A 25682-nucleotide genomic window follows, 5' to 3' on the forward strand; every position below is an offset into this window, starting at 1 on the left:
GTGCGGAAGCACCAGACCTCAGATGTGCAATTGCACATCGGGGAATCTCGAGATTCCGGGTTCGATGCTGCGCATCGCCCCGGAATGACAATATTCTACCTCACGTTATCAGATGCAGCCCCGCATCCATCCGCACCAGTTCGCCGGTCATGTTGCTCGACGCCGGCGTGGCGAGGAAACAGACCAGCGCCGCGATATCCTCGGCGGTTGAAGCGACCTTGAGCGGCACCCTGGCGACCACGGAATCGCGCACCTGCTTGGCGCCCTCCTCACCGCGGCCCTTGGTGAACCAGGGCGTGTCGATATAGCCGGGACATACCGTGTTGACGCGGATCAGCGGCGCCAGCGCGCGCGCCAGCGAAAAGGTGATGGTGTTGAGCGCGCCCTTGCTCGCGGCGTAGGCGATCGACGAGCCGACGCCGCTGATGCCGGCGACCGACGACACGTTGACGACCGCGGACGCCCGGCCCGAGGCCCTGGCGCCGTCCTCCAGCAGGCTGCGCGCTGCCCGCACCATCTGGAACGGGCCGATGGTGTTGACGCCGAACAGCCGCTGAAAATCCTCCGCCGACAATCCGTCGAGATTGCCGTGCGGCATGTGCTTGGTGGTGCCGGCATTGTTGATCAGCGCGTCGAGACGGCCCCATGGCGCAGCGGCGGCGACGATCTTCCTGCAGTCCTCGTCGCGCGAGACGTCGCCCTGCACCACCACGACTTCGCCGCCGGCGCTGCGGCACTGATCGGCGGTCGCCTCGGCTTCCTTCTGGCTGGAGGAGTAGTTGACCACGATGCGCGCACCGCCCTTGGCCAGAATGGCCGCAGTCGCCGCCCCCAGGCCGGAGGCCGAACCGGTAACAATTGCGCACAAACCATCCATCGACATCCCTGATTTCCTCTTTTTTGATTTTGCAAGCCGGGCCGTAGCGCCGCGATCTACCATATCGCGCAGGGAAATACCTGCAAATCCGCGAAACTCCATTGGGCGGAATTCATCGGTTCGGCCGCCGTCGCTGCATGCCGGCCGTGCAGGCCGCCCTGCGGAGCCGGACGCTTGTGTTGGCGGTAGCTTTTCCTCATCATCCGGTGCAAGAAAAGACCGCATTCGATCCCCCGGCGGAGCCGCCGGGTGCGATCCGGGCCAATCAAAACGAGGAACGCTGTGGCGGAGAGTGAGAACATTGTTGCCGAGACCGCGGAGAAGATCTTTGCGGATCTCGCCGACGCCCAAACCATCAACAGCGACAAGAAGGGCAGCTGGAAGGCGCCGCTGTGGCAAGCGCTGAGCGACGCCGGCCTGCCGCTGGCCTGGGTGCCGGAGGATTGCAACGGCTCCGGCGCCAGCCTCGCCGAAGGTTTTTCCGTGCTGAGTGCGGCCGGCCGTTTTGCGGTCGCGGTGCCGCTGGCCGAGACCATGCTGGCCGGATGGCTATTGGCGCAGGCCAGGATCGCTTCCCCCGACGGCGAGATGACGGTGGCGCCGGCAAGCCCGAAGGACCGCATCACGCTCAACGCCAACGGTACCCTGTCGGGCCGCGCCCGCGGCGTGCCCTTCGCCAAGGCTGCGAAGCATATCGCCGTGCTCGCCGGCGGTTCGAACGGGTTTTCGATCGCGCTGGTCGAAGCCGGCGCCTGCCGGATCGAAGCGGGCCTCGGCCTCGGTGGCGACAACAGCGACACGGTGACGCTCGCCAACGTCAGGCCGGTGGCGATCAAGCCGGCGCCGAAAGGTTTCGACCAGACCTCGCTGATGCTGATGGGCGGCGTGGCGCGCTCCCTGCAGATCGCGGGCGCGCTGGAATCGATGCTCGAAATCAGCGTGCGCTATTCCAACGAACGCGTCGCATTCGAGAAGAAGATCTCGAAATTCCAGGCGGTGCAGCACAACCTTGCAAAGCTCGCCGGCGAGTCGGCGGCGGCGCTGGCGGCGGCGACCTCGGCGGCGGATGCGGTGGCCAACAGCATCGCGTTCGACGATGCGTTCTTTCTCGAAGCGGCAGCCGCGAAGATCCGCTGTTCGGAAGCCGCCGAGAAGGGCGGCGCGATCGCCCATCAGGTGCACGGCGCGATCGGCTTCACCATCGAGCACATCCTGCATCGCTACTCCCTGCGCGCGCTGGCATGGCGCGACGATTTCGGCTCCGAGAGCTACTGGGCGGTCGAGCTCGGCAAACTGGTCGCCGACCGCGGCGCCGACGAGCTGTGGCCGCTGGTGGCCTCGCGCTGATCAACTGAATTCGAAAGTCGAGACTCTAAAATGACCGCAGCCCTCCGTTTCGATCCGATCCGCCTGCCGCCTGAATGCGAGAAACTGCGCAAGGAAGTGCGCGCCTTCCTCGCCGACGAAATCGCGGCCGGCACCTTCGATCCGCACAAGCCCAATCGCGAAGACACCGACGCGCCGGAATTCTCCCGCCGGGTCGGCGAGCGCGGCTGGCTCGGCATGACCTGGCCGAAGAAATATGGCGGCCACGAGCGCTCTTTCCTCGAGCGCTATGTGGTGACCGAGGAAATGCGCGTCGCCAACGCGCCGACGCGGCGCTTCTTCGTCGCCGACCGTCAGAGCGGCCCGGTACTTTTGAAATACGCGCCCGAGCACATCAAGATGGACATCCTGCCGCGGATCTGCCGCGGCGAGGTCTGTTTCGCGATCGGCATGAGCGAGCCGAACTCCGGCTCCGACCTGTTCGCCGCAAAAACCAAGGCGACCAGGACCGACGGCGGCTATCTGATCAACGGCACCAAGATCTGGACCTCGTCGGCGCATATCGCCGACTACATGATCGCGATCTTCCGCACCTCGCCGCCCACCAAGGAGAACCGCCGCCACGGCCTCACCCAATTCCTGGTCAAGATGAAGCAGCCGGGCATCCAGGTGAACCCGATCGGCCAGATCACCGGCCAGTACGAATTCAACGAGGTGGTGTTCACCGACTATTTCGTTCCCGACGATCACGTGCTCGGCGAAATCGATGGCGCCTGGAAGCAGGCGACCAGCGAGCTCGCCTATGAGCGCTCCGGTCCGGAACGTTTTCTCGAAACCTATTACGTGCTGACTGAGCTGGTGCGCGCGGTCGGCAAGAATCCGGACACCCGCAGCGCCGAGGGCATCGGCCGGCTGGTGGCGCAGCTGCACACCATGCGGCGGATGTCGGTCTCGGTCGCGGGCATGCTGCAGGCCGGCAAGGAGCCGGTGGTGGAAGCCTCGATCGTCAAGGACATCGGCACGGTCTGGGAGCAGCAATTGCCGCACCGGGTGCGCGACCTCGCCGCCTTCGTCGAGGAAAACGCCACCAACCGCGAGACGCTGGAGAACCAGCTGTCGTTCGCAATCAAGACCGCGCCGAAACTGACCATCCAGGGCGGCACCACCGAAGTGCTGCGCGGCATCATCGCGCGCGGGCTCGGCCTGCGCTGACGCGCGGTCCGGCTCCCGCGCCAATCCCATTCAACGAGGAAACCCCATGAGCAAGTTTACGGACATCGGCGTCGCCACGGTCGGACACGTCGGCACCATCGAAATCCAGCGGCCGCCGCTGAACTTCTTCGACATCTCGCTGATCAACCAGATCGCGGATGCGCTGGACGAGTTCGACAAGAATATCGAAATCCGCTCATCGGTGCTGATGGCGCAGGGCAAGGCGTTCTGCGCCGGCGCCAATTTCAGCGATCCGGCACGGCAGGCGCAGGAGGCAACCGAGGCCAAGGGCGATCCCGCCGACAGCCTCGGCTCGATCAACAGCCTCTACATGCACGCGGTTCGCATCTTCCGCGCCAAGAAGCCGATCGTCGCCGCCGTGCATGGCGCCGCCATCGGCGGCGGTCTGGGTCTCGCGGTGTCGGCGGATTTCCGCGTCACCTGCCCCGAGGCGCGCTTCTCCGCCAATTTCACCAAACTCGGCTTCCATCCCGGCTTCGGCCTGACCACCACGCTTCCCGAACTGGTCGGCAAGAACAATGCGGAATTGATCTTCTACACCAGCCGCCGCGTCACCGGCGAGGAAGCCACGCGAATGGGCCTCGCCAATGTCTGCGTGCCGCAGGACCAGGTGCGCGCGGAAGCGATGAAGCTCGCCCAGGAGATCGCCGAGTGCTCGCCGCTCGGCCTGCTCTCGACCCGCGCCACCATGCGCGCCGGCCTCGCCGACCGCGTGCTGGCCGCCACCAACCACGAACTCGCCGAGCAGAGCCGGCTGCGCAAGACCGAAGACTTCAAGGAAGGCGTCAAGGCCACCGCCGAGCGCCGCGTGGCGAACTTCAAGGGGCGGTGAACTTTCAAAAGCGTCGTCCCGGCCAAGCGAAGCGCGAGCCGGGACCCATACGCCGCGGCCTATCGGTGAGACCGCTGGCGTTAGAGACCTCTTAAAGCAACTGCTGCCGCGGAGTATGGGTCCCGCTTTCGCGGGGACGACATGTGGCGAGAGGCTGCTACTTCTTCCGCACCACCAGCGCATCGACGATGGTGACGCCCTGCCCCTCGGCGTGCACCAGCACCGGATTGAGCTCGATCCCGGAAATCTCGCCGGCATGCTGTGCGGCCAGCAGTGATATCTGCGCGATCAGTTGCGCCAACGCCGCGCTGTCCGCCTTCGCCGCTCCGCGAAAGCCATTGAGCAAGGGTGCCGCCTTCAATTCGGCCAGCATCGCGGACGCTTCCACAGCGCTCACCGGCGCGGGGCGATATACCACGTCGCGGAACAGTTCCGTGGTGACGCCGCCGAGCCCGACCATGATCATCGGCCCGAAGGTCGCATCCAGCATGGTGCCGACGATGATCTCGACGCCCGTTTTCGCCATCGGCCCGACCAGCACGCCCTGGATCGCGGCATCGGGCCGGTGCCGGCCCGCGGCCACCAGCAAGGCCTGATAGGCCAGAAACACTTCGCCCTTGGTGGCGATATTGACGCGCACGCCGCCGACTTCGCTCTTGTGCGCGATATCGCGCGACTGGATCTTCATCACCAGCGGAAAACCCGCGCGTGCGATCGCATCGTCCAGCGCGCTCTTGTCCGTCACCAGCACTTCGTCGGGCACCGCAATGCCGGCCTCGCGCAGCAGCGCCTTGCTGTCGAATTCGGACAATGTTGCGGACTTCAGATGCGCCGAGAGATCGCGCAAGGGAGCCGCCGCGGCGTCGACCGCGGGCGCGAGGCTGAACCGCGCGCGCTCGGCCATCCGCCGCAGCGCGACGCCGGCATGGGTCAGCCCCGACAGCACCACGGCGCCGCAGGCCGCAAGTTCGCTGCGCGCGAAGCCCGACGGCAGCGTGTAGGAATAGAACACGATCGGCTTGTGCTGCGCGTCGAGCACAGGCCTGAGCTCGGCCTCTTTGAACGGCATCCGCGTATCGCTCGACAGCGACAGCACCACCAGGATGGCGTCGACCTCGTCGGAGACGGCGAGCAGGTCGATGCTCCTCTGCAATCCGCCGGAATGCACGCCCTGCGCGGTGACGTCGATCGGATTGCCGGCCGCGCCGTAGGACGGCAGCAGCTTCCTGATCTCCGCCTGGATCGCCTGCGACAGTTCCGGCACAAGCAGCCCCTGCATCGCGACCGTGTCGGCGCCCCAGATGCCGGCGCCGCCCGACACCGTGAGCACGGCGACGCGGTCGCCTTTCGGCAAGGGGTTGGTGGTCAGCAGCGCGGCTATCGTCACGGCCTCGTCGAGATCATTGGAAACGATGAATCCGTATTTGGCGAACACCGCGTCATAGGCGGCGGACCAGCCGGCCATGCTGGCGGTATGCGAGGCGGCGGCGCGCTCGCCGGCGCCGGAGCGTCCGACCTTGGTGACGATGACCGGTTTTCCGACTTCCGCGGCGCGCCGCGCGGCGGCGAGGAACCTGTCGGCGTCGCGGACACCCTCGATGAACAACAGGATCACGTCGGTGGAGGCATCCTGCACCATGAATTCGAAAAATTCGCCGGCGCCGAGATCGCTTTCATTGCCGGTGCTGACGACATAGCTGAGCGCGATGCCCAGCGCCCTGGCGCGGTGATAGATCGCAAAGCCGATGCCGCCGCTTTGCGCGACGATGCCGATCCGCCTTTGGCTCGCGACCGGGAGCTGCTCGTTGGGTTTGCCGTCGACGACCGGGCTGAAGGTGGCGGCGACGCGCTGCACCTGGCTGTAGAACCCTTCGGCGTTCGGCCCGGAAATCCGCATCCCCGTCCGCGTCGCCAGCGCCACGATGGCATCCTGCATGCCGGCGCTGTCGCCGCCCTCCTCCGCAAAGCCGGAGGAAATGACGACCGCGTTCTTCACGCCCACGGCGGCGCATTGCTCGAGCGCAGCCAGCACCGCCCTGGCCGGAATGATGACGATGGCGAGATCGATCGGCTGCCCGACATCGGCAATCGACTTGTAGCATTCGAGCCCGTCGATATCGCCGTAGTTCGGATTGATCGGATAGATCCTTCCCGGATAGGCGTTCTTGCGCAGCATCGACAACAGCCGCCCCGGAATCTTCTCCAGGTCGCGCGACGCACCGATCAGCGCGATGCTGTCGGGCGCGAAGAATGAATCGAGCGGATGCGGCATTGCGAGACAGGTCCTTTTTCTTCTCCCTCGCCCCGCTTGCGGGGAGAGGGTCGGGGTGAGGGGGACTCACCACAGATTTGGACTCGCGGAGAGCCCCCCTCACCCGGCGCTACGCGCCGACCTCTCCCCGCAAGCGGGGCGAAGTGACCAGTCAGTAGCCCGGATCGGCCTTACGCCACCAGCCGGAACGTCACGCCGCCGAGCACGAACGAATCGCCCGACACCGCATGGCCCCTGGCCTTGGCGGCATCGCGCACCCTGGCGATGTCACTGACCTTGAACGTCAGCCCGCTCATCAAATCGCTAACGCCCGTGACGAAGCGGAAGCCGGCGTTGGGCAGCTTCAGCTCGGGATCGCCCGACCTGCCCGTGCTCACCGGGATCCCGATGATCCTGCCCCAGTGGGCGGCCAGCACCTCGGGTTCCGGGCTTTCCATCTCCACCTCGACCAGCGCCTGTGTCACATCCCTGGCGATCGATTTCTGCCAGTCCGGCCCGGCCGGCGGATACGGCCCCAGAATATCGTCGCTGCCGGCGGTGTGATTGAACTCGATGAATGCCGCTCGGCAGTCGCGCGGATGCAGTTGCACGCCGTGATACGGCGCATGATCGATGACGTTGGCGGTACGCACGCCCATTTTATTGGCCTGCGCCCCGCGCGCGTCGGGATCGTCGCAGCAGAAGATCGCCATGTAGCCGCCGCGGCCGCCGGTTTTCTCGATGAAGCGCCCGGCCGCGGTGCCGGGCTGGAACGGCGCCACCACTTCCAGCAGAATGGTGTCGACCGGCAGCAGCGCGTTCTCAAGGCCGTATTTGGCGACGTTACCGTCGCGGTAACAGACGTTCAGCCCCATGATCCCGGCGATATCGCCGACCACGGGTTCGATGGCCGGCGCCACCAGGCAGATCTGCCGCAGCCTGATATAGCTCCCCATCTCAATGCCCCCCGGCCATCTCAATGTCCCACGAAGACGGGCTTGCGCTTTTCGACGAACGCCTTGGCGGCTTCCTTGTGGTCGTCGGTCTCGCCGGAGCGCGAGTGATGCATCGCCTCGGCGTCGAAGCAGGCTTCCAGCGACAAATGCTCGGCGTTGTTGATGTTGCGCTTGATGTAGCCCAGCGTCACCGACGGGCCCTGCGCCAGCGACATCGCCAGCTCATGCGCCGCCGCCTCGACCTCGGCGTCGGGAACCACCTTGGTCACGATGCCGAGCGCGAGCGCTTCCTGCGCCGACAGCACCGGCGACATCAGATAGAGTTCGCGCGCCTTGGCGCTGCCCAGCATCTGCGTGAGGAAGTAGGTGCCGCCGTAATCGCCCGACAGGCCGACCTTGGCGAAGGCCGTGGTGATCTTGGCCGAAGCCGAGGCGACGCGGAGATCGCAGGCCAGCGCAATCGAGAGACCGGCGCCGGCGGCGGCGCCGTCGACCTGCGCCACCACGGGCTTCTGCATCTCGTGCAGGATGCGCGAGACCTCCATGCCGCGCCGAAGATTGGTCTTCCTGGCCTCGAACGGCAGCGGCGCCCGCCCCTCCGCCATCGACTTGACGTCGCCGCCGACGCAGAAGGTGCCGCCCGCGCCCTTGAGCAGCACGGCGCGCACCTCATGATCCTCCGCTGCCCGCCGCGCCGCCGACACCAGCCCCAGCGTCATGTCCGGGTTGAGCGCGTTGCGGCGATCCGGCCGGTTCATGGTGATGGTAAGCAGGCCCTGGTCGAGTTTCTGCAGGACGATTTCGTTGTTCATGAGGCGGCGCCTTTGTTGTTACTGATTTTCGTCGTCCCTGCGAACGCGGGGACGACGAGGGTCCGTCACTTCTTCACCAACGGACACCGCGACAATTCCAGCGACTGGAACGCCTCGTTGCCGGGGATGGTTGCGAGCAGCTTGTAGTCGTCCCAGCGGGCCTTGGATTCCGAAGGCTTCTTGACCTCGAACAGATACATGTCGTGCACCATGCGGCCGTCCGCGCGGATCTTGCCGTTTTTGGCGAACATGTCGTTGATCGGGGTGTCCTTCATGATCTTGATGACGGCGGCCGATTCGGTGGTGCCTGCGGCCTTCACCGCCTTGAGATAATGCCCGACCGACGAGTAGATACCGGCCTGCGCCGACGTCGGCATCCGCTTGACGCGTTCCATGAAGCGTTTCGAAAACGCCCGGGTGTCGTCGTTGAGGTCCCAGTAGAAGGCTTCGGCGAGCAGCAGACCCTGCGCGGTCTCGAGCCCGATAGAGTCGATATCGGTGATGAAGGCGAGCAGCGGCGACAGCTTCTGGCCGCCGCTCTTCATCAACCCGAATTCGGCCGCCTGCTTGATCGCGTTGATGGTGTCGCCGCCGGCATTGGCGAGACCCACGACCTTGGCCTTCGAGGCCTGCGCCTGCAGCAGGAACGAGGAGAAGTCGGAGGTGTTGAGCGGATGCTTGACGCCTCCCAGCACCTTGCCGCCCGACTTCACCACCACGTTGGTGGTGTCCTTTTCCAGGTCCTGGCCGAAGGCATAGTCGGCGGTCAGGAAGAACCAGGTCTCGAACCCTGATTTGACGGTCGCGAGCCCGGTGACGTTGGCCTGCGCGAAGGTGTCATAGGCATAATGCACGGTATAGGGACCGCAGGCCTCGTTCGAGAGCCGGATCGAGGCGGGACCGTTGAAGATCACGATCTTGTTGCGCGCCTTGGCGATCTCGCCAGCAGCCAGCGCGGTGGCGGATGCGGCGACATCGATCAGGGCTTCGACGCCCTGGTTGTCGAGCATGTCGCGCGCGATGCTGGCGGAGAGGTCGGCCTTGTTGAGATGATCGGCCGCGACGATCTCGATCTTGCGCCCCAGCACCTCGCCGCCGAAATCCTCCACCGCCATCTTCGCGGCGATCTCGCTGCCCGGTCCGGTGATGTCGGCATAGAGCCCGGACATGTCGAGAATGGCGCCGAGTTTCAAGGGAGGCTTGCTCTGCGCGAATGCTGCGGTGGCGGCCAGCGCCAGCACCGATGCGAGAACGGATGAAAATACGCGCTGCATGGAAACCTCCCTGTGAGCCGCGTTGCCTGCGGCCTCCATTTCTGTTGTCGCAATCATGCCGGAAGGTGCCAGCAGCGGCAAGCAGCGCGCCAGCGCGGCAGACATGCCGTTGCTTCACGCGTCACGCAATTTTTCCGCAAAGCGGAATGGGACGACAAAGGCTCTCTCAATATGTCGTCCCGGCGAACGCCGGGACCCCTACGCCGTGCCGTCGATGGTTACGGCAAGTGCAAGTGGCCTTGTTGAAGCGTCTTGCTCCTGCAATAGACGACCGGGATGATGGGTCCCGGCGTTCGCCGGGACGACGTTGGTTGGTTGGTCAGGCGCAGAACGCCACACAAGACACGCCACTCACCCCAACAACCCCTTCCCCGGCACATGGTTGAGCTCCAGCCTGATGCCATCCGGATCCTCGAACAGCAGCGAGTAATAGCCCGGCGCCCATTGATCCTCGCGCGGCGCGCGGATGATCGTGGTGCCGAGCGAAACCAGAAACGTGTGCAGCTCGTCGATGTCGGCACGCTCGCGGGCGCGGAAACAGAGGTGGTGCAGGCCGACGCGCTTCTGCTCGAAGGCCGCACCCGCATGCTCGGGCGACGGTGCTGAGATGCCGACCGCGGTGCGGCCGCCGACGCAGTAATACGTCGTCTCGGTATCGATGACGGGCTTCAGCCCGAGAAACGGCAATAGCTTGCGATAGAATTCGCGGGAGCGCTCGAAATTCGACGCGGTCAGGAAAATATGCGCGATACCGTTGACTTCCATCGTCTTCCCCTTCGTCGACAATGCGATTTCGGATAGTTTCCGATAAGGTTATCCGCCGATCGCCGCAAGCCTACAGGAATGAATCCGATCCAGCGCAGCGTCATGCAGCCGGTGCCCGCCACGCGGGCGCGTTGCGCCGTATTTGCCGCGGCGGCGCTGACATGCGTGGCGCATGCCGCCGCTGTGCCGGCGCACGCGGCGGGATGTTCGTTGGCACCGCAGGGCGAAGGCCGCGTCGCCGCGGTGATCGATGCGCGAACGTTTCGCCTGCAGGACGGCCGCGAGGTCCGGCTCGCCGGGATCGAGCCGGCCGCATCGGGGAAAGCCGGCCGGACGGCGGCGCTGGCGGCGATCATTGCCGGCCGCGACGTCACCCTGCACGGCGAGGACGACACCCCGGACCGCTACGGCCGCCAGCCCGCTTTCGTCTATCTCGCCGGCGCCGACACCCCGGTGCAAAACGTGCTGCTGGCGCAGGGCGAGGCGCTGGTATCGGCCGATGTCACCGGGAAGGAATGCGCGGCAAGCCTGTTCGCCGCGGAGGCCGAGGCGCGGGACGCCAAACGGGGAACATGGGCCGATCCGGCGGCCATAAAAAACGCGGAAAGTCCGGGCGATATTTTGGCCGGGATCGGGCGCTTTACCGTGGTCGAGGGCAAGGTTTTGTCGGTCAGGCAGGCCGGGGCAACGACTTACCTGAATTTCGGGCGGAACTGGACACGGGACTTTGCCGTGACTATTTCAAGGCGGGTGTTGCCGGTGATCGAAGCCGGAGGGCTTGGCCTTAAGTCACTGGAAAATCGACGGATTCGCGTTCGCGGCTGGGTCGAGGCGCGGCAAGGTCCACGGATTGAAGTGCTGCGGGTGGGGCAGATAGAGATGCTGGGCGGGAACTAGCCCGCCGGCCAACAATGAGTAGCTGAAGTGGCGGTTTGTGCGGGACGGCGCCAGGGAATGACCAGCCGCGGCCTTTGGGCTGCGGGTTCCCTGCTGTGCGCGCTCGCGCTGGCCGGCTGCGGCGATTTCAGCCGGTTCCAGATCGCCGCGCCCTCGGCCGGCAGTGCGGTCAAACCGAACCGGACGGTCGCGCAGACGCCCGCCGCCGAGCGCGAGCATGAGCGCATCCTCTCCTCCTATGGCGGCGCCTATGACGACCCCAAGCTGGCAGCCCTGATCAGCAAGACGGTCGACCGGCTGGTCGCGGCTTCCGATCGTCCCGACCAGGCCTACAGGGTGACCATCCTCAATTCCGGCGCGGTCAATGCGTTCGCGCTGCCGACCGGCCAGCTCTACGTGACCCGCGGCCTGATTGCGCTCGCCAGCGACACCTCGGAACTGTCGTCGGTGCTGAGCCACGAGATGGCGCATGTGCTGGCCAAGCACGCCTCGATCCGCGAGGACCAGGCGCGCCAGGCCGCCGTCGTCACCCGCGTCGTCACCGACATGGGCAACGATCCCGATCTGACTGCGCTGGCGCTCGCGAAGACGAAGCTGACGATGGCGAGCTTCTCGCGCGCCCAGGAATTCGAGGCCGACGGCATCGGCGTCGGCATTTCGGCGCGCGCGCATTTCGATCCCTACGGCGCCGCGCGCTTCCTTGCCTCGATGGAGCGCAACGCCGCGCTGAAGGCGGGCAAGACCTCGCTCGATCCGCGCGCGCAGGACTTCCTGTCGTCGCACCCGGCGACGCCCGAACGCGTGCAGAACGCACAGAACTCGGCCCGCCAGTTCACCTCGCCGCAGGGCGGCGAGCGCGACCGCGAAACCTATCTCGCCGCCATCGACAACATCGTCTATGGCGAAGATCCCAGCGAAGGTTTCGTGCGCGGCCGGCGTTTCCTACACCCGAAACTCGGCTTCACCTTCGCCGCCCCCGACACTTTCACGCTGGACAATACCGCGCAGGCGGTGATCGGCGTGCGCGAAGGCGGTACGCAGGCGATGCGCTTCGACGTGGTGCGGGTGCCGGCGGAGCAGACGCTGGTCGACTATCTCAATTCCGGCTGGATGGAGAATGTCGACAAGGGCTCGGCTGAAGAGCTGACCATCAACGGCTTCCCGGGGGCGTCGGCGACCGCGCATGGCGACCAGTGGCAATTCAAGGTCTACGCGCTGCGCTTCGGCAGCGACGTCTACCGCTTCATCTTCGCCTCCCGGCAGAAGACCACCGAGAGCGAGCGCAACGCGCGGGAAACCGTCAACTCGTTCCGGCGCCTGACGCTGGCGGAAACCCAGGCCGCGCGGCCGCTGCGCATCAAGGTGATCACCGTGCAGCCCGGCGACACCGTGGAATCGCTGTCGCACCGCATGGCCGGCGTCGACCGCCCGGCCGAGCGCTTCCGCATCCTGAACGGGCTCGAAGCCCACGCGCAGGTGAAAGCGCGCGACCGCGTCAAGATCGTGGTGGATTGACGCGCGAAGCGCGTCATCTCCGATGCGCAATGGCGCATTTGAGGGCACGAAGCGAACCCGGGATCTCGATCAACTATCTCAAATCTCCCGTCGTCCCCGCGCACGCAGGGACCCATAACCACCGATGTCTGTGTTGCGCATTGCTGGAGCCACAGCGGATTCCAGCAATGCGCATTCGTGGTTATGGGTCCCCGCGTGCGCGGGGACGACGAGTTGATAGACCACAAAAAAGCCCGGTCTCGCGACCGGGCTTCTTATTGCTGAACCAGTGAGGCTGGCTTACGCCGCCTCGTCCGCGACGGCGGCATCGTCGCCATCGGCGTCGGCATCCGCATCACCGTCGGCAGCTTCGGCTTCCGCCTTGGCGCCGCGGCGCGGGCTCTTGGCGAGCTGGCCTTCGATTTCCTTGACCGCTTCGGTCTCGGTCGAGTGCTGCACCACGGCGATTTCGCGCGACAGCCGGTCGAGCGCCGCTTCGTAGAGCTGGCGTTCGCTGTAGGACTGTTCGGGCTGCGATTCCGAGCGATAGAGATCGCGCACCACTTCGGCGATCGCGACGATGTCTCCGGAATTGATCTTGGCTTCGTATTCCTGGGCCCGGCGCGACCACATCGTGCGCTTGACGCGCGCCCGGCCTTTGAGGGTTTCCAGAGCCTTCTTGACCAGCGCCGGCTCCGACAGCTTGCGCATGCCGACATTGGCGACCTTCGCGGTCGGCACCCGGAGCGTCATCTTGTCCTTCATGAAATTGATCACGAACAGCTCGAGCCTGGCGCCGGCGATCTCCTGCTCCTCGATGGCCAGGATCTGGCCAACGCCGTGCGCCGGATACACCACGAATTCGTTGGTCTTGAAGCCCTGGCGCTGGGTCAGAACCTTCTTCGGCTCTTCGACCCGGGGAGCGGCAGCCACGGGCTTGGCGGCGGCAACCGGCTTCACCGCGGCCTTTACGACAGGAGCCTTGGCCACGGGAGCCTTCACGGCGGCCTTCGGGGCCGTCTTGGGGGCAGCAACCTTCGAAGCAGTGGCCTTCGCACCGGTCGCTTTCGCGGCAGTTTTTGCAGTCTTGTTTGGCATTGCGCTTCTTTTGTTTTTCGAGGATTTTGCAGCCGAGGCCTTGGCGGCGGTCCGGGTATCCCTGAGGGACGTCCGGGCACGGCTCTTGGTTGCGCTACGGCTCACCGCGGCGGCTTTTTTCGTCGTCGTCGTCTTGGAAGCACTCTTTTTACGCGTTTTCTGTGACACAGCCTGCGCGCGGAACTGCCACGCCCCTGTTCGATGTTTTTCACGGGAACCCATAGGGGCCATAAGCGGGGCTGACGGGTTCGGCTTATAATGTGCCCAATATAGCACATTTTCCGCAAAAATCAATGATTTACGCCCTGTCAGGGGCTTTGGCAGGCGGTTTCGGGCGTTTCAGCGGAATTAGGGTTAAGTCGGCGGCAATTTGGGGCCGAACCGGCCCCAATTCAATCGAGCCAAAGGCGGCTTCGAATCAGTCGCCGGTTCCGGCCTTCGGAGAAAAATATTTCTCGAACTTGCCTTCCATCCCCTCGAAATCCTTGGCGTCGTCGGGGGAGTCCTTCTTCTGGGTGATGTTCGGCCAGCTCTTGGCATATTCGGTATTCACCTCCAGCCACTTCTCCAGGCCGGGCTCGGTGTCGGGCTTGATCGCGTCGGCGGGGCATTCCGGTTCGCACACGCCGCAGTCGATACATTCGTCGGGATGGATGACCAGCATGTTCTCGCCCTCGTAGAAACAGTCTACCGGGCAGACCTCAACGCAATCGGTGTATTTGCATTTAATGCAGGCTTCAGTGACGACGTAAGTCATCCAGGGCTCCGAAACGGGTCAGTTTTGCGTGGTTTGCGTAGCGCATGAACTGCGCAGCCGCAAGTGAAGCAACGCGCCAAAAAGGCGCGCTTTCAGCATTCCTGCGCCAGCCTGAACGCGCTTGAAAGCAAATAGTTACTATTGGCGGTCGCGCAAATCCTCGTAAAGCACGCGGGCGGCGGTGGCGTCGCCCCGGCGCTCCGCGAACGCGACGACTTTCAGGACGCGCACCGAGTTGTCGAGCCCGACGGTGACGACGTCGCCGATCTTGACGGCATGGCCGGGCGCCTTCTCGCGCACGCCGTTGACGCGGACGTGGCCGGCTTCCACCAGCGCAGCGGCGCTGGAGCGGGCCTTCACCACCCGCGCATGCCACAGCCATTTATCGAGACGCTGGCGCTCCAAGCGACACCACTTCGAGAAGGATCAGCACTTTTTCTCTTGCGGAGGCCGCCTCCTTCGAGACGGCGCTTCGCGCCTCCTCAGGATGAGGAACTCTTCATCCCTCGTGGTGAGGAGCGCGGCAACGCCGCGCGTCTCGAACCATGAGGCCGGAAATGCCTTGGCTAGTCCTTGCCTGGCTAGTCCTTGCGGCCGGCGGCGAGTTGTTCCTTCAGCGCCGCGAGCTTGGCGAAGGGCGAATTGGGATCGGCAGGGCGGTCGCGATCGCGCGGCGCGGCGCTGGTGGCCCACTGCCGGTGCGACGGCCCGGAGTCGCGGCCGCCCTTATCGCGGTCGCGCCCGCCCTTGTCGCGCGGGCCTTTATCCCGGCCACCGCCGAACTTGCCCTTGTCACGGCCCTGGTCGCGATCCCGGCCCTTGTCCCTGTCCTTGCCTTCAAAGCGCTCGCGCGGCGGACGGCCGCCGCGGTCGTCACGCGGCGCGGGCGCGGGCGCGCCTTCGGCCGGCGCGGCGGTGCGGGGTTTGCGGAAATCTTGGTGGCGGTCGCGCCGTCCGCGGCGATGCTGCTCGCCCTTTGCCGCCTCGCCGGCTTCGCCGGGTGCGGCCACAGGTTCCGCGCCCTGCTGCGGGCGATCCTGATGGCGGGGACGGTGGTGCTCGTGGCGCGGCCGGCGTTCGTCCGAACGGCCGCCGGGCCGCCAGACTTCCACCAGTTCCGGCGCTGCGGGAACTTCGGGCGCGGCAGCGGCGGCCTCGGCCGGAGCAGCGTCACCCGCCGCAACGGTTTCGGTCGCAGCTTCAGCGGCAGGCTGTTCCTGTGACGGTTCCAACACAGCCGTTTCCACCACGGCCGATGGTTCCGGCTGCGCAGCCTCGACGGTAACGGGCTCGGCCGGCTCGGGCGCCGGCGCGAAAGCGACATCTGGCAGCAGCGTCGCCGACGGCGTCGCTTCTTCGGAAGCCGGCGCAACATCGGTGCCGGGTTCAGCAACGACCGCGCTCTCGGCGGCAACCGCATCGGCAGCGACAGCCGTACTGTCCGCCGCCGTCTCCGATACCGCCTCCGCCGCAACGGCCTCCGCGGCCGGGACTTCGACCACCGCCGGCTTCGGCGGCAATGGCGGCTTGCGCTCCATGCGATAGCCGAGCGCGCGCAGGATCGAGGCGAAGTCTTCGCCGGCAGATCCGGTGAGCGACGTCATCGCCTGCGTCACCACGAAGCCGCGGCCGTCGAACGCGCCGGCGGGCTTTTCGCCCGGCGAGGTCTCGCGCCATGCCAGCGCGGGACGGATGATATCGGCGAGCCGTTCCAGGATATCGACCCGCACCGCGCGCTCGCCGCATTGCTTGTAGCCGAGCACGCGGTAGGCGTCGCGATCGAGCGCCTTGTCGACCGGGAACGAGGTGCGGCCCGAGCCAGCGAGATGCTGCGCGCCCGACAGCGCCGACATGTCGGCGTTGCTTTGCTTCTCGGCCCACAGCAGCGAGGCCAGCGCGCGCGCCGCGGGCTTCAGCAGCGCCGGAAAATAGATGTGATAGGCGCCGAAGCGCACGCCGTATTTGCGCAAGGTAGCGCGCGACGGCTGGTCGAGATCCTTCATCTCGGCTGATATCTTTTGCCGCTCCAGCACACCCAGCGCCTCGATCAATTGAAACGCGATGCCGCGCGCGATGCCGGTGATGTCCTCGGCCTTGTTGAGGTCGAACAACGGCCCCAGCAGCTTTTCGATGTGGGTCTTCAGCCACAGATCGAGCCGCGCCTGCACCGCTTCGCGCGCCGCGCCGGTCAGCCGCTCGTCGGCGATGATGCGCAGGCGCGGATGCAGCGCGTCCTCGGCCGCGACCAGCCGCGCCACGGCGTCGCCGGTCCAGCGAATGGTGCCGTCCGAGGTCAGCACGAATTGCTCGTCGGGCGCTGCGGCCAGTTTCTCGGCGCGCGCGTCGATCTCGCCGGCCAGCGCCTTCAGCGCGGTGGCCTGCAATGCTTTCGCATCGGAGCCGGCCTCCGCCGCATCTGGCGCGAATGTAAATCCGTCGAGGCGGCCGATCACATGGCCTTCCACGATCACTTCGCCGGTCTTGCCGATTTCGGTATTCAAAACAGTGTTCTCCCGCAGGCGGCGCATCAATACACTGGTACGGCGGTCAACGAAACGCTCCGTGAGCCGTTCATGCAGGGCATCGGACAATTTATTTTCGATTTCGCGCGTCATCCCCTGCCAATGTTCGGGGTCGGACAGCCAATCCGGGCGATTGGCCACGAAAGTCCAGGTCCGGATCTGCGCAATCCGGCCCGATAGCGTGTCGATATCGCCGTCGGTGCGGTCGGTCTGGTCGACCTGGGCGGCGAACCAGGCGTCCGGGATCCGGCCCCGCTTCATCAGGAACCCGAACAGGGTCGTCACCAGCTCGGCATGGGCGGCCGGCGCGATCTTGCGGTAATCCGGAATCTGGCAGGCGTCCCACAGCCGCTCGATGGCGGCTGAGCCATGGGCCATGTCGCGCACATCGGCGTCGCGCGCGGCGTGATCGAGCACGCGCAGGTCTTCCGCGATCGGCGCCCGCGTCAGCGCGTCATGCGTGGGCGACAGCGCCAGCGACACCTGCAGGCTCCCGAGCGAGGAAAAATCCAGCCTCGAATTGCGCCATTGCAGCACCTTCACGCTCTCGAAGGAGTGGTTCTGCAGCGCGTTCACCAGTTCCGGCTCGAACGGCGCGCAGCGGCCGGTGGTGCCGAAGGTGCCGTCGCGGGTGGCGCGGCCGGCACGACCGGCGATCTGCGCGAATTCCGACGGATTCAAGCGGCGGAACTGATAGCCGTCATATTTGCGGTCGGAGGCAAACGCGACGTGGTCGACGTCGAGATTGAGCCCCATGCCGACGGCGTCGGTGGCAACGAGATAATCGACGTCGCCGTTCTGGAACATCTCAACTTGCGCGTTGCGCGTGCGGGGCGAGAGCGAGCCCAGCACCACCGCGGCGCCGCCATGCTGGCGCTTGATCAGTTCGGCGATGGCGTAGACTTCGTCGGCCGAGAACGCGACGATCGCGGTGCGCCGCGGCTGCCTGGTGAGCTTGCGGTCGCCGGAGAATTCGAGCTGCGACAGCCGCGGCCGGGTGACGATGGACGCACCGGGCAACAGCCGCTCGATGATCGGGCGCATGGTGGCGGCACCCAATAGCAGCGTTTCGTCGCGGCCGCGCCGGTTGAGGATGCGATCGGTGAAGACATGGCCGCGCTCGAGATCGGCGGCGATCTGGATTTCGTCGACGGCGAGAAACGAGACGTCGAGATCCCGCGGCATCGCCTCCACGGTCGAGACCCAGTAGCGCGCCTTCGGCGGCTTGATCTTCTCCTCGCCGGTGACCAGCGCGACCGCATCCGGGCCGACCCGGCCGACGATCTTGTTGTAGACCTCGCGCGCCAGCAGCCGCAGCGGCAGGCCGATCACCCCGGAGGAATGCGCGACCATCCGCTCGATCGCCAGATGCGTCTTGCCGGTATTGGTCGGCCCCAGCACCGCGGTAACGCCGGCGCCGGGAGCGCGTTCATGGGAGAACGGTAACGAGGATGGAGAAAAGGCCATTTTTATTGGGTTTCTGCGCCGCTGGTTTCTTCTGGTTTCCTGGAGATGTCTCGAAATGCGACGCATCTGTCGTCGCTGTTTAAGCTTCGGAACGAGTCCGGAACGAATCGCGCCCGAATCGGTGACTCCGTCCAACTCCCGTTACGTTCACCGCAACATCTCGGCCCGGCAGCGCATCGCGGCACTAGATCAAGTTTGGGAGCGAGCCACAAGCGGCGGAAACCGGACCAAATTCCTTAAGAGTTCAGGGGCGCGGAGTCGAATCAGAAGCGGTGAAGAGTCAAGCGATGAGTCACTCCACTTCCCCTCTCCCCTTGTGGGAGAGGGTGGCCGCGATGCGGAAGCATCGCGGACGGGTGAGGGGTCTGTCTCCGCGGATGGAGACCCCTCATCCGGCGCGCTCAAGAGCGCGCCACCTTCTCCCACAAGGGGAGAAGGGAAGAGAAAACCTCTCACTGCGTCTTCGCCACCCGCGGCGGGGTGGCCTGGGTGATGAACTGGGTGGCTTCCAGCATGGCGGGGCCGAGCGGGGTCGGGATCTTCATCCAGAACGGCACCAGGATGCGGGTTCCCGCGACAGGCGCGAACGCGATCTCGATATTGCGCTGGGCGGCGAGGTATTTGATGACCGGACGGTCCGGGATGTAGCCCGAGACCGGCGTGAAATACACCGCGCACACCACGACAGGGCCGCGATAGCCCTTTTCGGCCTTGACGGTTTCCATGCGCTTGAAGTCGAGCTTGAGGTCGTAGCGCATGCGGCCGTCGAAGATGCCGGCGCCGACGCGGCAGGCTTCCGGCGTCAGCGGATCGCCATTGCCCGGCACCCGCAGCATCGATCCGGTCATGGGATCGTAGACCCCGCGGCGATGCGCCTCGGTGACCGGCAGCCGGTCGGCATCGACAGGCGGTTCCGGCTCGATCGCGAATTCCCTGATGTTGCCGTTCGCCAGCACCATGCGGATGGCTTCGGTCTTTTTCGCCGTGGTGGTGGAGGCGGAATAATGGCTCGCCACCAGCGCGCCGCCGACCACCCGGCCCTGCGCCGCACCGGTGCCGGAGCCGCCGGAGAACGCCTTCAAAAGCCCCGAGGTGCCGCCGGAGGCGGAGGCGGAAAACACGTCGTCGCCGATTTCAATGTTCCAGGCGCCCTTGCCGATCGGAATCCCCGCCAGCGTCGCCTCATAGCGGGCATCGAGCCGGCCTTGCGCGAAAGCGGCCGGCTGGGAGCCGAGCAGCACGGCCAAACCCATACCGAAGCCGATACCCAGGCCCATACCCAGACCACCCAGCGCCCGCCGGGCCGATGCGGCCAGCCGGGGCGAAATCATGCGGGAATGGGTCACTGAGAGGCGGTCCTCACGTCGGCGCGGGTAATGTATCATTTAGGGCAAAATATCCGGCGGACAATGCGCCGGCGCCTGCAAGCTATGATGTCGGCGGCGAATACGCCGTTTATATGATGGGTGAAAAGGGGCCGAACCGCCTTTCGGAACAGGGCTTTCCGGCCCATTTGCCGGCCCATTTGGGCCGATCTTTGGGCTGCAAAACCTTGACGCCCCGCTGCTCACCCCCTATACGTCCGCGGTTCCTGAAATGGACGTGAATTTGAACCCCCGCGCCGCGCCCTCGAAGGGCTGACGGATGGGTCGGGGATGCAAGAGGATTTTCGCTATGTCGCGGCGCTGTGAACTGACGGCCAAGGGCCCGCTGGTGGGCCACAAGGTGAGCCACTCCAACATCAAGACCAAGCGCCGGTTCCTGCCGAACCTGTGCAACGTCACCTTCATCTCGGACGCGCTCGGCCGCAACGTGCGCTTAAGGGTCTCGACCAACGCGCTGAAATCAGTCGATCACCGCGGCGGCCTCGACGCCTTCCTGATCAAGGCCAAGGCCGACGAGCTTTCGCCGAAGGCGCTGCTCCTGAAGCGCGCGATCGAAAAGAAGATAGCAGCCGCGCCGGTGGCGAAGGCGAGCTGAGCTTCGCTTTAAGCCGGATTAGCGTTGAGGGTTATGAACGGCCGGGTCGAAAGACCCGGCTTTCTTGTTTTGGGCAGTCATAACCCGCCCCACACTTGAGGCACGATAGACACGCCGTTACAAGACGACCAAGGAGACCGTCGCTCCCGTCGTTTGTAAGAGGCGCATCAATCGTGGTGCCTGAGACTTGGGTACGGCAATTGCCAACAGTCGCTGCGCCCGCGAGGCACCAACATAAATTTTGCGTGCGTCCTCACTGGCGGCAGCAGAACTTCCTGCAGTCAAAAAATCGAGTATACCCTTGGCGGTCCGTGACGACATCACCACGCACACCGCCGGAAACTCCATCCCTTTTACACTGTGAATAGTACGGGCACAGTGCCCGCTTGGTGGCGCGCCAAATAACGCCTTCGCTAAGTCCGCATTGCGGGGAAGCCGCTGATTGATCGACCGCCCTCCAACCGGCAGCAATGGCGCAAGCAAGGTGCGCGCAAGATCGTGCCACGCGTCGGACGTCGCAAATCGCGTGGGATCGAAGCGCAGCGCATCAACAAGTTCGAGTACTCGCGGACGCCAGTGGTCCGGCTCAATCTCTGCGTTGGATATGTGCTGATGATAGGTCTTGTTGACGAGATGGCCCTCAAGTTCCAGCATGAGTGCGTGAACTACTTCGAGCGCCTCCTTCCTGCCGCCAAGTTCGAACGAGAGATGGTAATCACTTATCGCGACGGCCAATCTGAAGCTCAAATCCTTGACACCGTTGTCAGCCGGGTGGCCAAGGGCATTCGCGCCGCTCAGGCGCGTCGCAGCCACAACCGGACAGTCACGAGCGTTGAGACGAAGCTCTTCCGTTAGCTCGCCGAACTTGGCCCCCACGATTGCAGGCACACTGTTGCCTGGATAGGCCAGAATGTGAATTGGCGTCGTCTCGTCACGATACTCGCCAAGCGCCTCATCTGTCACCGAGCGCGCGCTTGGAGCCCGCAGCGCCACGATCGCATTCGCAATATGGCGACTTGACCGGAAATTGCCGGTAATCGGCAATCGGTCATTTTCTTCAAAGGTTTCCCCGAAGGCCAAGAGCTCGTCCGTCACGCCCCCGCGAAAGCCGTAGATAGATTGGTGCGGATCGCAGATGACCTTTACTGGGATATGAGCTGAACGAAACCAATTGATAATTTCCAGATCAGCCGGATTGCAGTCTTGGGCTTCATCGACGATTAGTTCTCGGAACCGGGCAGCAAGCGCGCGAGCCAGCACAGGCGAGGAGACTGGATCGCGCAGCCGGGCGAGCGCGACCTCGCGTGCGTCCGCAAAATCTAGTTCACCTCGCTCAAGGAAGCGGGCGCGCGTATTGCGGGCCGCCGTCTCGTGCGCCTTGACCCTTCCTTTGAAGCCGTGTCGCGCGAGCGCTTCTGGAATCGAATTGCCAGTTGTTCGATCGAAGCAGTCCAGCGGCAGTGCTTGCGCCCCCGGAAAGGGTTGGATTTGAAGCTTGTCCTTGTCAGGGATCAGGCGCGGTCGAGCCGTGCAGCCGGGCACACCGAACGGCGCGATGAAGAATTGCCAAAGAAACCTATCGAACGTTCCAATAAAGTGAGGAAAGGCGGGAACATCAAGCAACCCTTGTCGGTGCAACCGCTCTTCAAGCTCAGACACGGCGGCAATTGTGAACGACAGGAAGGCGATACCGCGTCTTGACGAATGGTCAGCGAGCATTAGTCGCGCTCGTTCGACGATCACACGGGTCTTGCCGGAGCCGGGACAAGAGGCGACAAACGCGGAACCATTGTGGCCGATAACGCGAGCCTGTTCTCCTGTTGGCGTGAAGGGCTTGGCCTTCATTCGACCAACGTTTCGATAGCGCGCTTGAGATAGGCGGGCACGACGAAAGCCTTGCCCTCGTTGATCTCCTCAGCGAGAAGCTGAGCGAAGTCGCCCTTGCGGGTCGTTTCGAAAAGACTCTGGATTGCGAGTGCTTGGGCATCGCCAACAAGCGCAACCGCCGTGTCCCATTTGCCGCCCGACCGAGGGTGCAATTTGAGAAAGATATCCTTCAACAAGGGACCGTTGCCTGCTCGGACCAATTCGGTTTCAAGCGAATAGTCGTTGATGACCACATCGATCAGCTCATTGGCGCCAAGCCCGGCAGCTAGGGCATTCAACTTCGCCTTGCGAACCTCGCCAGGGAGCACTTCACCTTCTTCCAAGCTGCCGCCATCGCCGTCGGTAAGCACGACCAGACGATCTGCGATGCGAACCTCGTCGAACGGCGTAAGCAGAAGCTTGGTGTATGGCTCGAAATCAACACCATCGATCGGTACGAAAACCGCAGAGCGGAATAATCGCAACTTCTCGGGATCATCCTTGAGAACAAGCTTCTTTGCGATCACTGGCAGTAGAAGCGCCTCGGCAATTCCTTCGGCCAAGAGCACACGCCCGCCGAACAGAAAGGCAGACTTGGTGACGTCGAGATAACGATCAATTTTGCGACGTTCGATGGGATCGAGTGCGAGCGAAGCCAACGGAATACAACGCGTCACTCGTCGAGATTGCGTTTCGGGTGACGGGGCGCCGGTTTCGTCAATCACCGGTGCGGCACCTTTGGGCAGGAAGGATCGGAAAAATACCAGCTTCTTGCTCTCAACCCATGCTGAAAGATTTGGCGAATGGGTCGCGACGATGACTTGCAGCTGACCGGCTGGACCACCGTGATCGGGTCGGAGCTGCCGCGACTTTTCTGCCTGTTCCTCAAGAAAGCTGAGTACTGCGGCCTGAAGTTGGGGGTGGAGGTGCGCCTCTGGCTCCTCGACGAGAAACAACGTTAGATCAGCGTCATTCACCCTCTCCAGCTCGACCGCGATCGTCGCCATATAAAGCAAATTGGCATAGCCATGGCCTGAATAACGTAGGTCCTCTGGTTCGATGCCATGGTCGGCGAGCTTAAAGCGCAGATCACGCGCAATATCGATAAGCTTCTCATTATTGGCAAAGCCGAGCGATGCAGCTTGCCGACGAACGCCAGACGTAAGCGCACTCAAGCCGACCTCCACGGCACCGTCTACCTTCAACAAGATCTCCGCCTCGGCACCGCGCCTTAGCTCCTTCGCCAGGGCCGCCGGATCACCGCCGTCAAGGAAATGGTTCAAGAGCGCGTAGATTCGCGTAGGATTGCCAGATGCGAGAGCGCGTTTGGCATCGCGGAGCGGCGGTAAATAGACGTGCCGAACCATCTCGTGGCAGCCCGGCTCCGGAATGCCTTGGTGATGCCCGCACCAAAGCATGGGGCGTATCGGGAATCGTCCGCTGCTCTCGTCGTACCGCAAGCCGAAGACACAGCCTGTGATCGCGTGATCAGTAGCCGCCGATATCAATCGACCTTGCTGTGCCGGGCTAAGCTCCACGTAACGTCCGATAAGTTCGAACTCTGGTTTGGCGCTTCCAAAGCGGATGTCCGTCGTCTCGCAATAAAGCTCGCGGCGGCCCCCAAGCGGTGTGGTCAACAGCCTAATGGCATCGATCGCATTGCTTTTTCCGCCGTTGTTCTCGCCAACCAGAATCGTGAGATCGCTGCTAAACTGAATATTCGTCTGCTCAAACGAGCGAAAATTGTTGAGTGCTAGGGTTTTCAGATACATCGCCCTGCGGTCCCCATTGCGCCTACTCGACGGAAACGTGGAAGGTTATCCGTAAGCTGCTGCTGTGCTGGTCCTGCCGACTCAGCGATAGCACGCGGTGATTGTAACGCGTGAATAGCGAATCCCCATAGCCACCCCGCCCTCCCCCCGCTAAACTTCCGGCTGCATCCATTCAGGCCCACATCCATGAAGAACATCGTCATCTGCTGCGACGGCACCGGCAACGAGATCTCCGAGAACATTTCCAATGTGCTCAAGCTGTACCGGACCTTGCGCAAGACCGAAAAGACCACGCCGCGGCAGATGGTGTTTTACGATCCCGGCGTCGGCACGCTGGCGCGGCCCAATCCGTGGAAGAAGTGGCGGCAGGACGTATCGGCGGTGTTCGGGCTCGCCACCGGCTACGGGCTCGACGACAACGTGCTCAATTCCTACGAGTTCATCGTCGACAATTACGAGGAAGGCGACGCGATCTACCTGTTCGGCTTTTCCCGCGGCGCCTACACCGTGCGGGTGCTGGCCGGGCTGATCCACAAGGTCGGGCTGATCGCGAAGCCGCAGACCAATCTCGCCGGAAGCGGGCTCACCGCCTACAAGCAGTTCTCCAGCGACAATCCGGACGGCGGGCTCGATCCCAGGCAGTTCACCGACGGCGCCGCCGCCGACCCCGGCCCCGCCTCCCGGTACGACCAGGCGGCGCAATATGCGCGCATCCTCAGCGTGCGATGGCCGACCGTCAAATTCGTCGGGGTCTGGGACACCGTGGCGAGCGTGATCGTGCCGCGGCCGGACCGGCTCTATTGGCCGAGCCTGCAGGTGCTGGCCTTCGTGCATCGCAATCCGAGCGTGGAGATCTTCCGCCAGGCGATGTCGATCGACGAGCGGCGCCGGCTGTTCCGGCTGCAGCCGTGGCAAAACACCATCTTCATGCCAAACCGCTTCTCGAAGACCAACAACGAAAGTCCGCAGGATAGCTTGCAGGTCTGGTTCGCCGGCGTGCACGCCGATATCGGCGGCGGCTATCCGGAAATCCAGAGCGGGTTGTCGAAATACCCGCTGCTGTGGATGATCGAGGAGGCGGTGAAATGCGGCCTCCGGGTCGACCGCCGCACCGTCAACCAGCTCGGCTGGGGCCGGCAGCGCAAAGGCAGCCCGTTCAGCTACGTCAAACCCGACTTCATGGCCGACCCGCACAATTCGATGACGGCGGCCTGGCGCAGCATCGAGTACTTCCCGAAAAAGGACAAGTACAAGGAATGGCCGGAGCGCAAATCGGAGTTCGGCTACTACATCCCGGATTGCGAGCCGCGCCTGATCCCGGAAGACGCCTTGCTGCACCAATCCGCCGTCGAGAAGATCGCGCACGATCCGCGCTACCGACCGGTAAATATCCCCGCGAAGTACCAGACCATTCCGATGCCGCCCGAGCCGCCCGCCGGGCCGGCGGATGACGCGGAGGATGCGGATGAGTGACGGATTGAAGCCGTAGGGTGGGCAAAGGCG

Annotated in this window: 20 protein-coding genes; 7 read left to right on the plus strand and 13 right to left on the minus strand. The window is 64.4% G+C overall.

Translation table 11 applies throughout. The features are described 5' to 3' along the window. Positions 1–100: 100 nt before the first annotated feature. The gene (locus tag KMZ68_RS24975) at positions 101–883 is read right to left on the minus strand and encodes an SDR family NAD(P)-dependent oxidoreductase (protein ID WP_215613755.1); all 783 of its coding nucleotides are present in this window, start codon (positions 881–883) and stop codon (positions 101–103) included. A gap of 276 nt (positions 884–1159) precedes the next feature. Here KMZ68_RS24975 and KMZ68_RS24980 point away from each other — a divergent pair, with 276 nt between their 5' ends. The 3 genes from KMZ68_RS24980 to KMZ68_RS24990 are packed head-to-tail and all read left to right on the plus strand — an operon-like array spanning position 1160 to position 4268. Then, positions 1160–2224, plus strand: coding sequence for an acyl-CoA dehydrogenase family protein (locus KMZ68_RS24980; protein WP_215613756.1), 1065 nt, complete (start codon positions 1160–1162; stop codon positions 2222–2224). A gap of 30 nt (positions 2225–2254) precedes the next feature. Further along, the gene (locus KMZ68_RS24985) at positions 2255–3415 is read left to right on the plus strand and encodes an acyl-CoA dehydrogenase family protein (RefSeq protein WP_215613757.1); all 1161 of its coding nucleotides are present in this window, start codon (positions 2255–2257) and stop codon (positions 3413–3415) included. Positions 3416–3461: 46 nt separating this feature from the next. Further along, positions 3462–4268: an enoyl-CoA hydratase/isomerase family protein gene (locus KMZ68_RS24990; protein ID WP_215613758.1), complete on the plus strand. Its 807-nt coding sequence runs from the start codon at positions 3462–3464 to the stop codon at positions 4266–4268. 157 nt (positions 4269–4425) lie between these two features. Here the strand turns inward: KMZ68_RS24990 and KMZ68_RS24995 are convergent, their stop codons facing one another. The 5 genes from KMZ68_RS24995 to KMZ68_RS25015 all read right to left on the minus strand — a co-directional run bounded on the left by KMZ68_RS24995 (position 4426) and on the right by KMZ68_RS25015 (position 10326). After that, complete coding sequence (locus KMZ68_RS24995; protein ID WP_215613759.1) at positions 4426–6540, minus strand: acetate--CoA ligase family protein; 2115 nt, start codon at positions 6538–6540, stop codon at positions 4426–4428. Positions 6541–6710: 170 nt separating this feature from the next. Continuing rightward, positions 6711–7475 carry a hypothetical protein gene (locus tag KMZ68_RS25000; RefSeq protein WP_215613760.1) on the minus strand — a complete coding sequence of 255 codons (765 nt, stop codon included), beginning with the start codon at positions 7473–7475 and terminating at the stop codon, positions 6711–6713. A gap of 20 nt (positions 7476–7495) precedes the next feature. Continuing rightward, complete coding sequence (locus tag KMZ68_RS25005) at positions 7496–8287, minus strand: enoyl-CoA hydratase (RefSeq protein WP_215613761.1); 792 nt, start codon at positions 8285–8287, stop codon at positions 7496–7498. Between the two features lie 65 nt (positions 8288–8352). Next, positions 8353–9561 (minus strand): ABC transporter substrate-binding protein, encoded by a 1209-nt coding sequence (locus KMZ68_RS25010; protein ID WP_215613762.1) that lies wholly within the window; start codon positions 9559–9561, stop codon positions 8353–8355. A gap of 351 nt (positions 9562–9912) precedes the next feature. After that, complete coding sequence (locus tag KMZ68_RS25015; RefSeq protein WP_215613763.1) at positions 9913–10326, minus strand: VOC family protein; 414 nt, start codon at positions 10324–10326, stop codon at positions 9913–9915. A gap of 102 nt (positions 10327–10428) precedes the next feature. Here KMZ68_RS25015 and KMZ68_RS25020 point away from each other — a divergent pair, with 102 nt between their 5' ends. After that, positions 10429–11223: a thermonuclease family protein gene (locus KMZ68_RS25020; RefSeq protein ID WP_215616465.1), complete on the plus strand. Its 795-nt coding sequence runs from the start codon at positions 10429–10431 to the stop codon at positions 11221–11223. Positions 11224–11280: 57 nt separating this feature from the next. Next, the gene (locus KMZ68_RS25025; RefSeq protein ID WP_215613764.1) at positions 11281–12738 is read left to right on the plus strand and encodes a M48 family metalloprotease; all 1458 of its coding nucleotides are present in this window, start codon (positions 11281–11283) and stop codon (positions 12736–12738) included. Between the two features lie 279 nt (positions 12739–13017). On the opposite strand, the gene KMZ68_RS25030 is transcribed toward KMZ68_RS25025, so the two are convergent. From KMZ68_RS25030 to KMZ68_RS25050, 5 genes are all read right to left on the minus strand, one after another. Next, positions 13018–14046: a CarD family transcriptional regulator gene (locus KMZ68_RS25030; RefSeq protein WP_371741487.1), complete on the minus strand. Its 1029-nt coding sequence runs from the start codon at positions 14044–14046 to the stop codon at positions 13018–13020. A 187-nt stretch (positions 14047–14233) separates the two neighbouring features. Then, complete coding sequence (fdxA, locus tag KMZ68_RS25035; protein WP_215613765.1) at positions 14234–14572, minus strand: ferredoxin FdxA; 339 nt, start codon at positions 14570–14572, stop codon at positions 14234–14236. 138 nt (positions 14573–14710) lie between these two features. Then, the gene (locus KMZ68_RS25040; RefSeq protein WP_215613766.1) at positions 14711–14977 is read right to left on the minus strand and encodes an RNA-binding S4 domain-containing protein; all 267 of its coding nucleotides are present in this window, start codon (positions 14975–14977) and stop codon (positions 14711–14713) included. Positions 14978–15153: 176 nt separating this feature from the next. Then, a complete protein-coding gene (locus KMZ68_RS25045) occupies positions 15154–18561 on the minus strand; it encodes a helicase-related protein (RefSeq protein ID WP_215613767.1) in 3408 nt (1135 codons plus the stop codon). 452 nt (positions 18562–19013) lie between these two features. Then, entirely contained in the window at positions 19014–19838 is an 825-nt protein-coding gene (locus KMZ68_RS25050; RefSeq protein WP_215616467.1) for a DUF3108 domain-containing protein, read from the minus strand. A 397-nt stretch (positions 19839–20235) separates the two neighbouring features. On the opposite strand from KMZ68_RS25050, the gene rpmB reads away from it, so the two are divergent. Continuing rightward, a complete protein-coding gene (gene rpmB / locus KMZ68_RS25055) occupies positions 20236–20541 on the plus strand; it encodes a 50S ribosomal protein L28 (protein WP_215603980.1) in 306 nt (101 codons plus the stop codon). A 117-nt stretch (positions 20542–20658) separates the two neighbouring features. Here the strand turns inward: rpmB and KMZ68_RS25060 are convergent, their stop codons facing one another. Both KMZ68_RS25060 and KMZ68_RS25065 read right to left on the minus strand, forming a co-directional pair. Continuing rightward, positions 20659–22386: an ATP-dependent helicase gene (locus KMZ68_RS25060; protein ID WP_215613768.1), complete on the minus strand. Its 1728-nt coding sequence runs from the start codon at positions 22384–22386 to the stop codon at positions 20659–20661. Then, a complete protein-coding gene (locus tag KMZ68_RS25065; protein WP_215613769.1) occupies positions 22383–24179 on the minus strand; it encodes an ATP-dependent nuclease in 1797 nt (598 codons plus the stop codon). Before KMZ68_RS25065 ends, KMZ68_RS25060 begins: the two co-directional genes overlap by 4 nt. A 186-nt stretch (positions 24180–24365) precedes the next feature. Here KMZ68_RS25065 and KMZ68_RS25070 point away from each other — a divergent pair, with 186 nt between their 5' ends. Further along, on the plus strand, positions 24366–25652 hold the full coding sequence (locus tag KMZ68_RS25070; RefSeq protein ID WP_215613770.1) for a DUF2235 domain-containing protein: 1287 nt from the start codon (positions 24366–24368) through the stop codon (positions 25650–25652). Positions 25653–25682: the final 30 nt, after the last annotated feature.

The sequence above is a fragment of the Bradyrhizobium sediminis genome, assembly GCF_018736105.1.
Lineage (GTDB): Bacteria > Pseudomonadota > Alphaproteobacteria > Rhizobiales > Xanthobacteraceae > Bradyrhizobium.

Excerpts from the sequence above, each read along its gene's own strand:
- KMZ68_RS24975 (WP_215613755.1), bottom strand. The coding sequence starts at position 883 with ATGTCGATGGATGGTTTGTGCGCAATTGTTACCGGTTCGGCCTCCGGC.
- KMZ68_RS24985 (WP_215613757.1), top strand. The coding sequence starts at position 2,255 with ATGACCGCAGCCCTCCGTTTCGATCCGATCCGCCTGCCGCCTGAATGC.
- KMZ68_RS24990 (WP_215613758.1), top strand. The coding sequence starts at position 3,462 with ATGAGCAAGTTTACGGACATCGGCGTCGCCACGGTCGGACACGTCGGC.
- KMZ68_RS24995 (WP_215613759.1), bottom strand. The coding sequence starts at position 6,540 with ATGCCGCATCCGCTCGATTCATTCTTCGCGCCCGACAGCATCGCGCTG.
- KMZ68_RS25000 (WP_215613760.1), bottom strand. The coding sequence starts at position 7,475 with ATGGGGAGCTATATCAGGCTGCGGCAGATCTGCCTGGTGGCGCCGGCC.
- KMZ68_RS25005 (WP_215613761.1), bottom strand. The coding sequence starts at position 8,287 with ATGAACAACGAAATCGTCCTGCAGAAACTCGACCAGGGCCTGCTTACC.
- KMZ68_RS25010 (WP_215613762.1), bottom strand. The coding sequence starts at position 9,561 with ATGCAGCGCGTATTTTCATCCGTTCTCGCATCGGTGCTGGCGCTGGCC.
- KMZ68_RS25015 (WP_215613763.1), bottom strand. The coding sequence starts at position 10,326 with ATGGAAGTCAACGGTATCGCGCATATTTTCCTGACCGCGTCGAATTTC.
- KMZ68_RS25020 (WP_215616465.1), top strand. The coding sequence starts at position 10,429 with ATGCAGCCGGTGCCCGCCACGCGGGCGCGTTGCGCCGTATTTGCCGCG.
- KMZ68_RS25025 (WP_215613764.1), top strand. The coding sequence starts at position 11,281 with ATGACCAGCCGCGGCCTTTGGGCTGCGGGTTCCCTGCTGTGCGCGCTC.
- KMZ68_RS25030 (WP_371741487.1), bottom strand. The coding sequence starts at position 14,046 with ATGGCCCCTATGGGTTCCCGTGAAAAACATCGAACAGGGGCGTGGCAG.
- fdxA (WP_215613765.1), bottom strand. The coding sequence starts at position 14,572 with ATGACTTACGTCGTCACTGAAGCCTGCATTAAATGCAAATACACCGAT.
- KMZ68_RS25045 (WP_215613767.1), bottom strand. The coding sequence starts at position 18,561 with ATGGCCTTTTCTCCATCCTCGTTACCGTTCTCCCATGAACGCGCTCCC.
- KMZ68_RS25050 (WP_215616467.1), bottom strand. The coding sequence starts at position 19,838 with ATGGGCCTGGGTATCGGCTTCGGTATGGGTTTGGCCGTGCTGCTCGGC.
- rpmB (WP_215603980.1), top strand. The coding sequence starts at position 20,236 with ATGTCGCGGCGCTGTGAACTGACGGCCAAGGGCCCGCTGGTGGGCCAC.
- KMZ68_RS25060 (WP_215613768.1), bottom strand. The coding sequence starts at position 22,386 with ATGAAGGCCAAGCCCTTCACGCCAACAGGAGAACAGGCTCGCGTTATC.
- KMZ68_RS25065 (WP_215613769.1), bottom strand. The coding sequence starts at position 24,179 with ATGTATCTGAAAACCCTAGCACTCAACAATTTTCGCTCGTTTGAGCAG.
- KMZ68_RS25070 (WP_215613770.1), top strand. The coding sequence starts at position 24,366 with ATGAAGAACATCGTCATCTGCTGCGACGGCACCGGCAACGAGATCTCC.